This is a genomic window from Antiquaquibacter soli (assembly GCF_030580675.1).
Lineage (GTDB): Bacteria > Actinomycetota > Actinomycetes > Actinomycetales > Microbacteriaceae > Rhodoglobus > Rhodoglobus soli.
Map to the genome: position 1 here is coordinate 833,429 of NZ_JAUQUB010000001.1, position 14,136 is coordinate 847,564.

Genomic DNA, 14,136 nt, shown 5'->3' on the forward strand with positions numbered 1-14,136 from the left:
TTTTCGGCGTGACTGACGCGCCCATCGGAGTCTTCGACAGCGGTGTCGGCGGGCTCACCGTGGCTCGCGCGATCATCGACCAGCTGCCGCACGAGTCGCTCCTCTACGTGGGCGACACCCTGCACACGCCGTACGGGCCCAAGCCCATCGCCGAGGTGCGCGAGTTCGCGCTCGCCGTGATGGACGACCTCGTCGCCCAGGGGGTCAAGGCCCTCGTGATCGCCTGCAACACCGCGTCGGCGGCCGTGCTCCGGGATGCCCGGGAGCGGTACACCGACGGCTACGGCATCCCCGTGGTGGAGGTCATCCAGCCCGCCGTCCGCGCCGCGGTGCGGCAGACGCGGAATCGGCGGGTGGGGGTGATCGGGACCGTTGGCACGATCAAGTCGAAGGCCTATGAGGATGCGTTCGCGGCGGCATCAGACCTCGAGCTCGTCACGCAGGCGTGCCCGCGGTTCGTCGAGTTCGTCGAGGCCGGGGTGACGAGCGGACCGGAGCTGTTCGCGGTCGCCGAGGAGTACCTGGCGCCGCTCCGGGACGCCCGAATCGACACGCTCGTGCTCGGCTGCACGCACTACCCCCTCATGTCCGCGGCGATCCAGTACGTGATCGGGGAGGACGTGACGCTCGTCTCGAGCGCGGAGGAGACGGCGTTCGACGTGTACCGCACCCTCGTGCGGCACGGGCTCGAACGCACGGCGCCGGATGCCCCTCGCTACGAGTTCGAGGCCACCGGCCCCGATAAGGAGTCGTTCATGCGGCTCGCGACCCGGTTCCTCGGGCCGGAGGTCGTCAGAGTGGAGACGTTCGACACGGGGGCCATCTCGCTCCCGGGACAGGAGAGACGATGACCAGGAGCGACGGCCGCGCGGCTGACCAGCTGCGCCCCGTGACGATCGAGCGGGGCTGGAGCGAGCAGGCGGAGGGCAGCGCGCTCATCTCCTTCGGCCGCACGAAGGTGCTGTGCACGGCGAGCTTCACCAACGGCGTGCCGCGGTGGCTGACCGGCAAGGGCAAGGGGTGGGTGACGGCGGAGTACGCGATGCTGCCGCGCTCCACGAACGACCGCATGGACCGCGAATCGGTCAAGGGCAAGATCGGCGGCCGTACGCATGAGATCTCGCGTCTCATCGGGCGGAGCCTGCGCGCCGTGATCGACACGAAGGCCCTCGGCGAGAACACCATCGTGATCGACTGCGACGTACTGCAGGCGGACGGCGGCACTCGCACGGCGGCCATCACGGGCGCGTATGTCGCGCTCGTCGACGCGGTCGAGTGGGGGCGGTCGCAGGGCTTCATCGGAAAGAACGCGAAAGCGCTCATCGATTCCGTCTCGGCCGTGAGCGTCGGGATCATCGACGGCGAGCCGCTCCTCGACCTCGCCTATGTGGAGGATGTCCGAGCGGAGACCGACATGAACGTCGTCGTGACCGGTCGCGGACTCTTCGTCGAGGTCCAGGGCACCGCCGAGGGCGCTCCCTTCGACCGGCGCGAGCTCGACGCTCTGCTCGATCTCGCCGTGGGGGGAGCGGCCGACCTCTCGCGACTGCAGGCCGAGGCGCTCGCGTGATCCGCGTCGTCCTCGCGACGCACAACGCGCACAAGGTCGAGGAGCTGACCCGGATCCTCGGGCCCGCGCTCGACGGCATCGAACTCGTCGCCTACGAGGGGCCCGAGCCCGTCGAGGACGGCGACACGTTCGAGGCGAACGCCCTCATCAAGGCGCGGGCCGCCGCCGCATTCACGGGGATGCCCGCGCTCGCCGACGACTCGGGCATCAGCGCGACCGCGCTCGGCGGGGCTCCGGGCATCCACTCTGCCCGCTTTGCGGGCACTCGAGTGGACGCGGACAACGTCGCGAAGCTCCTCCAGGAGCTCGGGGACGAGCGCGATCGATCAGCGTGGTTCACGTGCGCCGCCGCGTTCGTCGTCGGAGACGAGGAGATGGTGGAGGTCGGCGTGTGGCCCGGCACCGTGCTCGACGAGCCGGTGGGCGGGGGCGGATTCGGCTATGACCCGGTGTTCAAGCCGGAGGGGCTCTCGGTGAGCGCGGCCGAGCTGCGACCCGACGAGAAGAACGCGATCAGCCACCGGTCGCGAGCGTTCGGCCAGTTGATGCCGCGGGTGCGCGCTCGGTTGCTCGAGTAGATTTCGGTCGACCGAAACTGTAGCGTTTCGGTATGCCGAAGAGGGGATTGAGTCAGCGCGGACCGTTCGCGACCCTCGTGCTGCTGGGACCAGCGTTCGTCGCGGCGATCGCCTACGTCGATCCCGGCAACGTCGCAGCGAACCTCACGGCGGGGGCTCGGTACGGCTACCTCCTGCTCTGGGTGCTCATCCTCGCCAATGCGATCGCCGTGCTCGTTCAGTACCAGTCGGCCAAGGTCGGGATCGTCACCGGTCGCAGTCTGCCGGAGATCCTGGGCGATCGGCTCCCCACGACCCCGCGGCGCGTCTACTGGCTTCAGGCCGAGCTCGTCGCCGCCGCGACGGACATCGCCGAGGTTCTCGGTGGTGCGATCGCCCTGCACCTGCTGTTCGGCATCCCACTGCTCGCCGGGGGCGTCATCGTCGGAGTCGCCTCGATGGCCCTCCTCGCCATCCAGTCCCGCAACGGTCAGCGGGCCTTCGAGATCGTCATCGTCACCCTGCTCTCCGTCATCGTCGTGGGCTTCATGACCGGGCTGTTCTTCTCGGGGGTGGATGCGGGCGAGGCGGTCGCCGGGATCGTCCCCCGGTTCGAGGGCGTCGACTCGGTGCTGCTCGCGACGAGCATGCTCGGTGCCACCGTGATGCCGCACGTGATCTACCTCCACTCGGCGCTCGCGCGCGATCGGCACGGGGTCAGCGACGATCCGGGCCGCATCCGCTCCCTCCTGCGGGCGACGCGGTGGGACGTGGGGGCCGCGCTCGTCATCGCGGGCGCCGTCAACATCTCCATGCTGCTGCTCGCCGCCTCGGCGCTCCGCGGCGTGGACGGCACCGACACCATCGAAGGCGCCCACGCGGCCGTCGTCGCGACCCTCGGTCCGGCGGTCGGAGTGGTGTTCGCCGTGGGGCTCCTCGCATCGGGACTCGCTTCGACGAGCGTGGGTACCTACGCCGGCCAGGCGATCATGGGGGGACTGCTCAAGGTCCGCGTGCCGCTGCTCCTGCGCCGTCTCATCACGCTCGCGCCCGCTCTCGTCATCCTCGCGGTCGGATTCGACCCGACCCAGGCACTCGTGCTCAGCCAGGTGGTGCTGAGCTTCGGCATCCCGTTCGCCCTCATTCCGCTGGTGTGGCTGGCGAGCTCGAAGCGCGAGCTCGGCGAGTTCGCGAACGCTCCGTGGCTGCGCTGGGCGGGCTGGATCGCGGCGGGGGTCATCAGCGCCCTCAACGTGCTGCTCATCGTGCTCGTGATCGAAGGAGGCTGACATGGTGGTATCGGCAACCGTCGTCGAGGACTACGTCAAGGTCATCCACGGCTACACGGAGTGGCAGCCGCAGCGCATCACGACGACCGTGCTCGCGGCGCGGCTGGGACTGGCGAACTCCTCCGTGACGGAGATGGTGAAGAAGCTCGTCGCGCAGGGCCTCGTGTCGCATGAGCCGTACGGCGCGATCGAGCTCACCCCCGAGGGCACCGAGCTCGCTCTGCGCATGGTCCGACGGCACCGCCTCATCGAGACCTGGCTCGTCGAGCGGCTCGGATACCGCTGGGACGAGGTGCACGACGAAGCGGAGGTGCTCGAGCACGCGGTGAGCGATCGGCTCCTCGACGCCCTCGACGACGAGCTCGGGCATCCGGTCCGCGATCCGCACGGCGACCCCATCCCTGCGCGCGACGGCACCGTCGTCAAGCCGGATGCCCATCTCCTCGCCGATCTCGCCGCGGGCACCCCGGCTCGGGTGGCTCGCATCAGCGACAGGGACCCGGCCGTCCTGCGGCACCTCGAGGCTGAGGGCATCACCCTCGACGTCGCCCTCGAGGTGCTCCAGTCGACCGGCGAGAGCGCCGTCGTCTCGCTCGCGGGGCAGCGCGTCGCCCTCGCCACCGAGGCGCTCTCCTCGATCTGGGTGGTGCTCGACTAGAGCCAGTTGCGCTCGGCGGCCCGTCGCGCCGCGTCGTGGCGCGTCGACCCGCCGGTCTTCTGCATCGCCGCGGACAGGTAATTGCGCACAGTGCCGGAGGCGAGGTGCAGTCGCGCCGCCATCTCGCGCACCGTGAGACCGTCGACGGTCAGCCGAAGCAGCTCGAGCTCCCTCTCGGTGAGCGGGCAGTCATCCATCATCGCCGCGGTCGAGATCTCGGAGTCGATGTAGCGCAAGCCCGAGTGAACGTCGGAGATGATCTGTGCGAGCCGCCCCGGGTCGACGGTCTTTCCGACGAACCCGCGCACCCCCGCCTTGAGTGCCCGGCGTAGCACCCCGGGCCGGCCGTGCCGGGTCAGCAGGATGACGGGGGTCTCCGGTGTCTCCGCGAGGATCTGCGACGCGGTGTCGATGCCGTCGAGCCCGGGCATCTCCAGGTCGAGCAGCACGACGTCGGGGGAGAGCGAGCGGACCAGCAGCACCGCGTCGGGGCCGTTGTCGGCCTGGCCGACCACCTCGATACCGTCCTCGAGGTCGAGCAGGGCGGCGATGGCGCCGCGGAGCAGGTTCTCGTCGTCGGCGATCACGACGCGCGTCACGGCAGCACCGCCTCGGTGGTGAAGGAGCCACCGTGCGACCGGGTCCGGAGCATCCCGCCGACCTCCTCGAAGCGCTCGCCGAGTCGACCGAGACCGCTCGGTGGTCGGGAGGCGTCCGGGCTGCCATCGTTGACGATCTCCAGTCGACCCGGCTCGATCGTGATCCCCACCGAGCGGGCCTGGGAGTGGCGGAGGATGTTCGTCGTCGTCTCCCTCAGGGTGAGCCCGAACAGCTCGTCTGCGCGGGTGGCGGCCGGATCGCCATCGACGATGCACCGGATGCCCGCCGCGGAGAACAGCTCGACGGCGTTCGCGAGCTCCGCGGCGAGGGCGACCTCGCGGTCTCCGAAAGCGAGGCTGCGGGTGTTGGCGAGCGTCTCCTCGATGAGGGCTTCCGCCTCGGCGAGGTGCTGGCGAGCCGCCGCGGGATCGGAGTCGAGCAGCCGGCCCGCGAGTCGGGTCTTGAGGCGGATGACGTGGAGCGTGTGCCCCTGGATGTCGTGCAGGTCGGCCGCGAACCGGTAGCGCTCCTGAGCGACGGCGAGGGCCGCCGCCCCCCGTCGGGCGGCGTCGATCTCGAGGTAGAGGCCCCACGTGTAGATGGTGAACAGGGCCAGTCCGACGGCGAGGACGTAGGAGACGCTCGTCACGGCGAGCCAGGGGATCCAGTTCTGGCCCGGGTGCAGCAGCGCTGCCGCTCCGATCGGGGCGAAGAGCACGATGGCTCCGATGATCGCTCGCCTCGACCGGTGCTCCCGATCCCGGGCCACGACCGTGCCGATCGCCAGCGCCACGACGAGCGCGACGCCCGGCGTCCCGCGCACGAGCGCGGTGGCGACCCAGGCCGCGCAGCAGAGGACGAGAGCGCCCGTCTCGATCCACCCGGGGGAGGGGCGCTTCTCCCAGTGGTAGACGACGTACCCGGCGGTGGCGCCGGCCACGAGCATCCCGGTCACGGACACCCAGGACGACACAGGCGAGAGCTCCACTCCCAGGAGCTGGAACAGCCCCATGGCGACGAAGACCACCACGATGCCGACGAAAGATCCCGTCGTGTAGCGGCGCATGCGTTCGAGCGCCCTCTCGGCGGAGCCGGCAGTGGAGGCGGTGCTCATCGTTCCATTCTCCCGGAGCGCTCCGGTGTGCGGGCTGGCCGACCGTCACGATAACGAGTGACAGATGTCACTCCCGGTGGTGTGCGATGGCTCTACTGGCCGCAGGGGCCTGCGACGCACGCTGGACTCATGACATCGACAGCCATCGTGGAGACCACGGACTTCAGCTACAGCTACGGCGCCTTCACGGCCGTGCAGAGCCTGAGCCTGACGGTGCGCGAGGGGGAGCTGTATGCGCTCCTCGGCACCAACGGCGCGGGAAAGACGACGACCCTCGAGACGCTCGAGGGCCACCGCCGACCGACATCGGGCTCGGTCCGGGTGCTCGGCGGCGATCCGGCCGACCGGTCGCGGATCCGTCCGCGAATGGGAGTCATGCTGCAGGAGGCGGGATTCGCCGGGGACCTCACCGTTCGCGAGACGGTCGAGCTGACGGGCGCGATCTCCGGTCGGATCGATTCCGCCGACCGCGTGCTCGACGACGTCGGGCTCGCGGCGAAGAGCGACGTCCGGGTCGGTCAGCTCTCCGGAGGGGAGAAGAGGAGGCTCGATTTCGCCTCGGCGGTCTGGGGGACCCCCGAGCTCCTCTTCCTCGACGAACCCACGACAGGGCTCGACCCGAGCGCTCGGGACGCCCTGTGGTCCGTTGTGCGGAGCCTGCGCGAAGACGGGGTCACGATCATCCTCACCACCCACTACCTCGAGGAGGCGCAGGAGAACGCCGACCGCATCGGGCTCATGCACCGCGGGGTTCTACAGCGCGAGGGAACCCTCGAGGAGCTCGTTCGCGACGAGGTCTCCCGCATCACCTTCGTGGCGCCACCGGGCCGTGAGCTGCCCGTGCCCCCGACGTCGACGGAGAACGGCGTCGTCACCATCGAGACGAAGCACCTCCAGCGCGATCTCACCGCGCTCCTGTCCTGGGCGGATCGCGAGAGCATCCGCCTCGACCGCCTCGCCGCCACCAATTCCTCGCTGGCTGACGTCTTCCGCAGCCTCGCCGACTAGACCGGAGACCTTCCATGTTCGCTATCGCCCGTTCCGAACTGCGGATGCTCGTCCGCAACCGCCTCGTCGCCGCGTGCGCCGTGCTCCTGCCCCTCGGCCTCGCCGCGGTGTTCCTGTTCCAGGGACTCGGCTCGAGCGGTGTCTTCGCCGCCGTCCTGCAGATCACCGTTATCGTCGGCATGGGCGTCTACGTCACGGCCACGACGACGCTCGCAGCCCGGCGCCAGACGCTCTTCCTCAAGCGGCTGCGCTCCGGTGCCGCGAGCGATGCCACCATCATCGGCGGGCTCGTCGCGCCCATCGTCGTCGTCAACATCGTCCAGGTGTTCGTCGTGCTCGGCGCGCTCGCCGCCGTGACCTCCTGGCCCGTGAACCCGTGGCTCGTGGTCATCGCGGTTCTCGTGATCGAGGCGCTCCTCGCCGCGCTGGCGATCGCCACCGCCGGGGTGACCAATTCGCCCGAGCACGCCCAGGTGACGACGCTCCCCGTGTTCTTCGCCGTGATCGGCATCTCGGTCTGGACGATGTTCAGCGGTCCGGATGCCCCGGCTCCTGTCGAGTGGGGCCAACGGCTCCTCCCGGGCGGCGCGACGACGGAGCTCGTCGTTCTGGGGTGGACGGGAGGCGATCTCTCGGCCGTGCCCCTGCTCGTCGGCATCTCGGTCGCCTGGGTGGTCGTCGCCGTGCTCGTCGCGCGGTCCATGTTCCGCTGGGAGCCCCGCGCCTAGTCCCGTCGCCGGGCACGTAGAGTGGCATCGTCATGAGCGATGCCACTCCGTCCGATCTGTCAGCGCCCCCGTCGGCCCGACTCGCTGAGGCCGTCTCGGTCTGGGGCGAACGCGGAGTCGTCGACCGAGCCATCGCCCTCATCGGAGGGTTGAGCGCGGGCGACGACTTCCTGCTGTTCGTTGGCGGCACGCACGCGAAGGGTGTCCTCGAGGGAGCGCCCGTGCTCTACTGGCCGGAGGTGTGGGGCATGCGCGCCCTGCTCACCGTGTGGGACGACTCCGCGGTCGACGCGGTGGCGTCCGGGCTCCAGAACCGCGCGTGGCGGGTCCGCGAGATGGCGGCACGAGTGGTCGCCGCCCGGTCGCTGCCGCTTGCCGCAGCGCTCGCCGAACTCCTCACGGACGACGTGCCCCGGGTGCGCGCCGCAGCGGCGAGGGCGCTCGGCGCCGTCGGGTCCGCGGCGGAGGCGGAGGGCATCCGGAACCTGCTGCGCGATAAGGACATCGACGTGCGTCGCGCCGCCCAGCAGGGGCTCGAGGCGCTCAGCAGTCGCAGCTGATCGCGTTCACGGGTGACGTGAGGGCGTCGACGTCGCGGTGCAGGTGGCCCTCGTCGGTCAGCACGGGGAGTCCCTCTCGAGCCCAGTACTCGAACCCGCCGATCATCTCCTTGACGGAGTAGCCGAGCTTCGCGAACTGGATGGCGGCCTTGGTCGCGCCGTTGCATGCGGGGCCCCAGCAGTACACGACCACGGGCATGTCGGCGGGGATCTCGGTGGCGGCCCGCTCGGCGATCTGGGCGGTAGGCAGGTGGATTGCCCCCTCCGCGCGACCTTGCGCCCACGCCGCATCCCCGCGCGAGTCGACGAGCACGAAGCTCTCGCCGGCGAGCTGTGCGCTGCGCACGTCCGACGGGTCCGTCTCGAAGGCGAGCTTCGCTTCGAAGTGGGCGAGGATGGCGGCGGTGTCGGTCATGGCTCGACCCTAGCCCTCGGAATCCGCAGCCTGGAGAAGCGGACCGGATGTTGGCAGCAGCTTGCCGCCGCCTGGCCGGATCTCGAGGTGCCCCGGCTAGTCGTCGAGGTTCTGGTCGAAGTCCTTGGGCTGGAGCGCGAGCTCTTCGGCCTCGGCGTCGGTGACGGGCGCCGTGGCCGCGGTCTTCTTCGCCTTCCGCACCGACTGGATGTAGTGGATGACCGTCGGCACGACGGCGATCAGCACGGCGCCGATGAGGATGATGTCGATGTACTCGCGCACGAAGTCGCCGAGCACCGGCACATAGCCGAGGAGGTATCCCGCGAACGTGAGCCCCGCGCCCCAGATCAGGGCGCCGATGAGGTTGTAGAGCGAGTACTTTCGGTAGTCCATGTGGCCGACGCCGGCAGCGACGGGGGCGAAGGTGCGCACGATGGGGACGAAGCGGGCGAGGATGACGGCGAGTCCGCCGAACCGCGCGAAGAAGGCGTTGGTGCGCTTGACGTTCTCGATCGAGAACAGGCCGGTTTCCTTCCGCTCGAAGATGCGAGGACCGGCCTTGTGGCCGATGAGGTATCCGACTTCGCCGCCGAGGAAGGCGGCGAGCGAGATGAAGAGGCACACCCACCAGATGTCGAATCCGATGCCGGGGTAGAAGGTGAGCAGACCCGTGATGATGAGGAGGGTATCGCCGGGGAGGAGGAATCCGACGAGCAGTCCCGTCTCGGCGAAGACGATGAAGCACACGACGAGGAGCGCCCAGGGGCCGGCGCCCTGGATGATGCCCTCGGGGTCGAGGAAGGGGATGAGGGCGGTGGGAAGAACCACGGGATGAACTCCAGTCGTCGGTTGCCGTTCGGTCAATCGGCGGCATTTGCTTCCTGACAGGCTACCGGCTGCGGCGACGGGGGAGGCTGGGGGTAACCCCCGAGTGTTCACCGTCGCATTGACAGCCTTTCCGCAGTAGTTATACTAAGTCCTGAAATAAGTACCGACGGCCGATCACGGTCGCTGCACCCCCCGCATTCACTGGAGAATGAGAGACAAGGAATCTCAATGAAGAGAACAGTCCGCACCGCTGCCGCCCTCCTCGGCGCCGCCGCCATCGCGCTCGGCACCACGGCGTGCCAGGCTCCCGCGGCCGAGGAGGCCGACGGACCGCTCACCGTCTGGATCATGGGCGACTCCGGCACCAACTTCGAGACGCTCGTCGCCGACAGCGGAATCGACGTCGACGTCGTCGCGGTCCCGTGGGACGCCATTGACGAGAAGCTCACGACCGCGGTTGCCTCGGGATCCGGCCCGGACATCCTGCAGATCGGCCTCTCCAAGCTGCGCACCTTCGCCGACGCGGGCGCCCTCCTCGCTCTCGACGACCTTCTCGCCGACTACCCGGGACTCGCCCCGGAGAACTACCCCGAGGGCGTCGCCGGCCTCTCCACCGCGGTCGGCGGCGAGATCGTCAGCGTCCCGTGGGTCTCCGACACCCGCGTGCTCTTCACCCGCACCGACATCCTCGCCGAGGCGGGCTTCGACGCCCCGCCGTCGACGTGGGACGAGGTGCGCGAGTACGCCAAGGTGCTCGCCGCTCGCGGCAACGGAAACTACGGCTACTACATCCCGCAGTGGGACGCGCCGCTGCCCATCCAGATGACGTGGAGCGAGGGCGGCGAGGTCATCGACGCCGACGGCAACGTCGACTTCGACACCCCCGAGTTCGAGAAGGCGGTCGACATCTACACCGGCCTCTACTCGGACGGCAGCGTCCCCACCAACAGCGACTTCGACCAGACCCAGGGCTTCATCTCGGGAATCGCGCCCATGCTCGTGAGCGGTCCGTACCTGGGCAAGGGGATCGCGGATGCCGCGCCCGAGCTCGACGGAAAGTGGCAGGCGAGCCCGTTCCCCGCTGGCGACGGCGGATCGATCGCGCTCTTCGCGGGATCGAACCTCGGCGTGTGGCACAACTCCGACCAGGTCGAGACGTCCCTCGAGCTGCTCGAGTACCTCGCCCAGCCGGAGACCCAGCTGAAGTGGTTCGAGCTCACCGGTGAGCTGCCGACGGTCAACGCCGCGCTCGAGGACTCCGAGCTCAACTCCGACCCGAACGTGCAGGTCTACACCCAGCAGCTCGCGACGGCCAAGGTGCTGCCGCTCGTGTCCAATTGGGACGGCGCTGTCGGCACGGAGCTGCTCAACGCGCTCAACTCGATCGTGCTCCAGGGAGCCGACCGCCAGTCCGCGCTCGACGCGCTGTTCTCGGCGACCGAGGGCCTGAGCATCAACTAGGCCGAGTGCCGGGCCGCTGCGCACGTCGTGCGGCCCGGCACCCGCATCCATCGTCCCCGCACTCGACCAGGAAGGCTCCGATGCGCAACCGGCTCGTGCCCTACCTGTTCGTGTCGCCCGCGATGATCCTGCTGCTCGCGTTCGGCATCCTGCCGATCGGCGTCGCGGCCGTCATCAGTACGACCAACATGAACATCTCGGCGTTCGCCAGCTGGAGCAACGTCGACTTCGTCGGCCTCGACAACTACGCGACGCTCTTCGCCGACAAGGACTTCTGGCAGGCGCTCGGCAACACCGGCTTCTTCGCCGTGATCGGCGTGCCTTCGATCGTGGTCGTCTCGCTCGTCGTCGCGCTGCTGCTCAACCGCGGCCAGGGACGCTTCTTCCGAGCCCTGCGCAGCTTCTACTTCATCCCCGCCATCACGGCGATCGTCGCGGTCGCGCTCGTGTGGGGTTACCTGTACAACACCCAGTTCGGCCTCTTCAACTACCTGCTGTCGCTCGTCGGCGTCGAGCCGGTGCAGTGGCTCTCGGACCCGTGGCTGTCGAAGTTCTCGGTCGCGCTCGTCGCGATCTGGCGTGGAACGGGCCTCAACATCATCATCTTCCTCGCCGCCCTCCAGGGGGTGCCGAAGGAGTACCTCGAGGCAGCGTCGCTCGACGGGGCGGGCGGGCTGCGCCAGACCTGGTCGATCACGATCCCGCTGCTGCGCTTCGCGATCTTCTTCGTGAGCGTGACGACGACCATCTCGTGGCTGCAGTTCTTCGACGAACCGTTCGTGCTCACCGACGGCGGGCCGCTCGGGGCTACCACGTCGGCGTCGATCTTCCTCTACAAGGAAGGCTTCCGGCTCAACCAGTTCGGCTACGCGAGTGCGGGGTCGATCGTGCTCTTCGCGATCATCGCGATCATCACGATCGTGCAGCTTCGACTGAGGAGGGCCGACGATGAGTACTAGCACCGCCCGGGCCCGCTCGCGGGCACTGACCGCGACGATCGGTGCCGCCCTCGGGGTGGGCGCCCTCATCACGGCGTTCCCGTTCTTCTGGATGCTCCTGACCTCGGTCAAACCGCAGCGCGAGTCGATCGACTTCCCGCCGAGCATCCTGCCGCAGGAGCCCACGTTCGAGTGGTACGTGCGGCTCTTCACCGAGCTCGACTTCGCGCGCTACCTCGGCAACACCGTCATCGTGGTGCTGTTCGGATTCGTCGGCCTGCTGCTCATGGCGATGGCGGGGTACGCGTTTGCAAAATTCGACTTCCGCGGTCGGCGCTGGATGTTCTTCCTCGTGCTCGCGACGATGATGATCCCGGTGCAGGTCACGATGATCCCGACCTACCTCATCCTCAACGGCATGAAGCTCACCAACACCCTCCTCGGCATCGCCTTGCCGACCCTGGTGACCGGCTTCAGCATCTTCCTGTTCCGGCAGTTCATGTCGACGATCCCCACCGAGATGCTCGAGGCGGCCCGCATCGACGGCGCGGGGGAGTTCCGCATCTTCTTCCGCATCGTCCTCCCGATGTCTGGGCCGATCCTCGCCGTGCAGGTGGTGCTCACCTTTATCGGCGGGTGGAACAGCTTCCTCTGGCCGCTCATCATCGCGAGCGATCAGAAGCTCTACACGCTCTCCGTGGGGCTTGCGCTGCTCAACCAGCAGCTCGCCGTGAACCCGTCGCTGCAGATGGCCGCGGCCTCCGTCATGGTCGTGCCGATCCTCGTCGTGTTCGTGGTCTTCCAGCGTTACGTCATCCAGGGCTTCGCCCTCTCCGGTCTGAAATGAGTGAGTTCGTGAACCCTGTCCCGACCGTCGCCTTCGAGTCGCGCCCGGCATCCTTCGATGGCTTCGTGCGCGCCCAGGGCGCCCGGCTCGTCGACGGCTCCGGCCGCGAGCTGCTGCTGCGCGGCGTCGGGCTCGGCAACTGGCTGCTGCCCGAGGGGTACATGTGGGGCTTCGGCCCGGGTGCCGAGTCGCCGCGCGAGATCGAGGCGCTCACCCGTCGGCTGCTGGGGGAGCGGGATGCCGCGGCCTTCTGGCACGGCTTCCGTACCCACTTCGTCGCCGAGGCCGACATCGCGCTCATCGCCGCGAGCGGATTCGATCACGTGCGCCTGCCGATCAACTCTCGGGTCATCCAGGCGGACGACGGATCGCCGATCGAGGCCGGCTACGACCTCATCGACCGGCTCATCGAGTGGTGCCGCGAGCACCGGCTCTGGGTGCTGCTCGACCTGCACGGGGCGCCGGGCGGGCAGACCGGCACGAACATCGACGACTCGCCGAACCAGCTGCCCGAGCTCTTCCTCGAGCCCCGCTACCGCGACCTCACGCGCCGGCTGTGGCGCGATCTCGCGACCCGGTACCGCGACGAGACCGTGGTGCTCGGCTACGACCTGCTCAACGAGCCGCTCCCGAACGAGTGGCAGCACAGCCACGCGGGTGAGCTCGCGACGCTCTACCGCGAGCTCACCGCCGACATCCGGGCGATCGACCCCGACCACCTCATCGTCTACGAGGGGGCGCACTGGGCGACCAACTGGGACCTCTTCACGGAGGTGTGGGACGAGAACTCGCTCCTGCAGTTCCACAAGTACTGGTCGTCGCCCGACACCGCGAGCCTCGCGGCGTTCCTGGAGGCGCGCGAGCGCTTGGGATTGCCGATCTACATGGGCGAGGGCGGCGAGAACACCGTCGAGTGGATCTATACGGCCTTCCGGCTCTACGAGTCCCACGGCATCGGCTGGAACTTCTGGCCGTGGAAGAAGATCGCCACGCGCACGTCTCCCGCGTCGATCGTGCCGCCGGTGGGCTGGGAGCGGGTCGTTGCCTCCATTGCCGACCCCGAGGCGATCTCCCGCGAGGAGGCCCGCGAGGTCTTCGCTCGACTCCTCGACGCGATGCGCATCGAGAACTGCCGGTGGCAGCCGGAGATCGTGTCCGCGCTCCTCGGGGACGCGCCCGCCTCGATACCGGCGTGGGGCTTCGGCTTCCGGGGGGCGGGCGAGTCGTACTCGGTCGCGGGCGGCGAGCCGCTCGCGGGCATCCGGGAGACGGATGCGGCGGGCATCCGGTTCGCTCGCGAGGGCGACAACCCGCTCAACCCGTTCCAGCAGTCCGACGGCCGACCCTACCGACCGGAGGAGGAGCTCGTCGTGCGGCTCGACCGGGGGGATTGGCTCGAGTTCGAGCTCGACCGCCCCGTGCCGATGCGGGCGATGGATGCTCGGGGCGCCGAGGCGCCGGTAACGGTCGAGCCCTCCGCCCGAGGCATCCGGGTGACAGCCACCGCCCCCACCGATCTCGCGCGGCTGACTCCCGACCCGCGGACGACTTGGTAGGTTTCAG

General features: G+C 69.1%; 16 protein-coding genes. 12 read left to right on the top strand and 4 right to left on the bottom strand.

Features of this window, described 5'->3' with window-relative positions; all coding sequences use genetic code 11:
- Positions 1 to 8 precede the first annotated feature (8 nt).
- From murI to Q5716_RS04050, 5 genes are read left to right on the top strand one after another with little or no spacing between them, the layout of a single operon-like run.
- On the top strand, positions 9 to 851 hold the full coding sequence (gene murI, locus Q5716_RS04030; protein WP_305001801.1) for a glutamate racemase: 843 nt from the start codon (positions 9 to 11) through the stop codon (positions 849 to 851).
- Positions 848 to 1,570 (top strand): ribonuclease PH, encoded by a 723-nt coding sequence (rph, locus tag Q5716_RS04035; protein ID WP_305001802.1) that lies wholly within the window; start codon positions 848 to 850, stop codon positions 1,568 to 1,570. Before murI ends, rph begins: the two co-directional genes overlap by 4 nt.
- The gene (rdgB, locus tag Q5716_RS04040; RefSeq protein ID WP_305001803.1) at positions 1,567 to 2,148 is read left to right on the top strand and encodes an RdgB/HAM1 family non-canonical purine NTP pyrophosphatase; all 582 of its coding nucleotides are present in this window, start codon (positions 1,567 to 1,569) and stop codon (positions 2,146 to 2,148) included. The genes rph and rdgB overlap by 4 nt, the downstream gene beginning before the upstream one ends.
- Positions 2,149 to 2,180: 32 nt before the next feature.
- Positions 2,181 to 3,416 (top strand): Nramp family divalent metal transporter, encoded by a 1,236-nt coding sequence (locus Q5716_RS04045; protein ID WP_305001804.1) that lies wholly within the window; start codon positions 2,181 to 2,183, stop codon positions 3,414 to 3,416.
- 1 nt (position 3,417) lies between these two features.
- A complete protein-coding gene (locus Q5716_RS04050; RefSeq protein WP_305001805.1) occupies positions 3,418 to 4,074 on the top strand; it encodes a metal-dependent transcriptional regulator in 657 nt (218 codons plus the stop codon).
- On the opposite strand, the gene Q5716_RS04055 is transcribed toward Q5716_RS04050, so the two are convergent.
- Positions 4,071 to 4,673: a response regulator transcription factor gene (locus Q5716_RS04055; RefSeq protein WP_305001806.1), complete on the bottom strand. Its 603-nt coding sequence runs from the start codon at positions 4,671 to 4,673 to the stop codon at positions 4,071 to 4,073. The two genes, Q5716_RS04050 and Q5716_RS04055, sit on opposite strands and share 4 nt — an antisense overlap.
- A complete protein-coding gene (locus Q5716_RS04060) occupies positions 4,670 to 5,788 on the bottom strand; it encodes a sensor histidine kinase (protein ID WP_305001807.1) in 1,119 nt (372 codons plus the stop codon). The genes Q5716_RS04055 and Q5716_RS04060 overlap by 4 nt, the downstream gene beginning before the upstream one ends.
- A gap of 129 nt (positions 5,789 to 5,917) precedes the next feature.
- On the opposite strand from Q5716_RS04060, the gene Q5716_RS04065 reads away from it, so the two are divergent.
- From Q5716_RS04065 to Q5716_RS04075, 3 genes are read left to right on the top strand one after another with little or no spacing between them, the layout of a single operon-like run.
- Positions 5,918 to 6,796: an ABC transporter ATP-binding protein gene (locus Q5716_RS04065; RefSeq protein ID WP_305001808.1), complete on the top strand. Its 879-nt coding sequence runs from the start codon at positions 5,918 to 5,920 to the stop codon at positions 6,794 to 6,796.
- A gap of 14 nt (positions 6,797 to 6,810) precedes the next feature.
- Positions 6,811 to 7,524 carry an ABC transporter permease gene (locus Q5716_RS04070; RefSeq protein ID WP_305001809.1) on the top strand — a complete coding sequence of 238 codons (714 nt, stop codon included), beginning with the start codon at positions 6,811 to 6,813 and terminating at the stop codon, positions 7,522 to 7,524.
- 32 nt (positions 7,525 to 7,556) lie between these two features.
- Positions 7,557 to 8,084, top strand: coding sequence for a HEAT repeat domain-containing protein (locus Q5716_RS04075; protein WP_305001810.1), 528 nt, complete (start codon positions 7,557 to 7,559; stop codon positions 8,082 to 8,084).
- Here the strand turns inward: Q5716_RS04075 and Q5716_RS04080 are convergent.
- Positions 8,068 to 8,499 carry a rhodanese-like domain-containing protein gene (locus Q5716_RS04080; RefSeq protein ID WP_305001811.1) on the bottom strand — a complete coding sequence of 144 codons (432 nt, stop codon included), beginning with the start codon at positions 8,497 to 8,499 and terminating at the stop codon, positions 8,068 to 8,070. The two genes, Q5716_RS04075 and Q5716_RS04080, sit on opposite strands and share 17 nt — an antisense overlap.
- Positions 8,500 to 8,595: 96 nt before the next feature.
- Positions 8,596 to 9,327, bottom strand: a complete 732-nt coding sequence (locus tag Q5716_RS04085) for a DedA family protein (RefSeq protein ID WP_305001812.1) — start codon at positions 9,325 to 9,327, stop codon at positions 8,596 to 8,598.
- Positions 9,328 to 9,555: 228 nt separating this feature from the next.
- On the opposite strand from Q5716_RS04085, the gene Q5716_RS04090 reads away from it, so the two are divergent.
- From Q5716_RS04090 to Q5716_RS04105, 4 genes are all read left to right on the top strand, one after another.
- Complete coding sequence (locus tag Q5716_RS04090; RefSeq protein ID WP_305001813.1) at positions 9,556 to 10,788, top strand: extracellular solute-binding protein; 1,233 nt, start codon at positions 9,556 to 9,558, stop codon at positions 10,786 to 10,788.
- 80 nt (positions 10,789 to 10,868) lie between these two features.
- On the top strand, positions 10,869 to 11,747 hold the full coding sequence (locus tag Q5716_RS04095; RefSeq protein ID WP_305001814.1) for a carbohydrate ABC transporter permease: 879 nt from the start codon (positions 10,869 to 10,871) through the stop codon (positions 11,745 to 11,747).
- Entirely contained in the window at positions 11,737 to 12,573 is an 837-nt protein-coding gene (locus tag Q5716_RS04100; RefSeq protein ID WP_305001815.1) for a carbohydrate ABC transporter permease, read from the top strand. Before Q5716_RS04095 ends, Q5716_RS04100 begins: the two co-directional genes overlap by 11 nt.
- An 8-nt stretch (positions 12,574 to 12,581) precedes the next feature.
- Positions 12,582 to 14,129: a glycoside hydrolase family 5 protein gene (locus tag Q5716_RS04105; RefSeq protein ID WP_305001816.1), complete on the top strand. Its 1,548-nt coding sequence runs from the start codon at positions 12,582 to 12,584 to the stop codon at positions 14,127 to 14,129.
- Positions 14,130 to 14,136 lie beyond the last annotated feature (7 nt).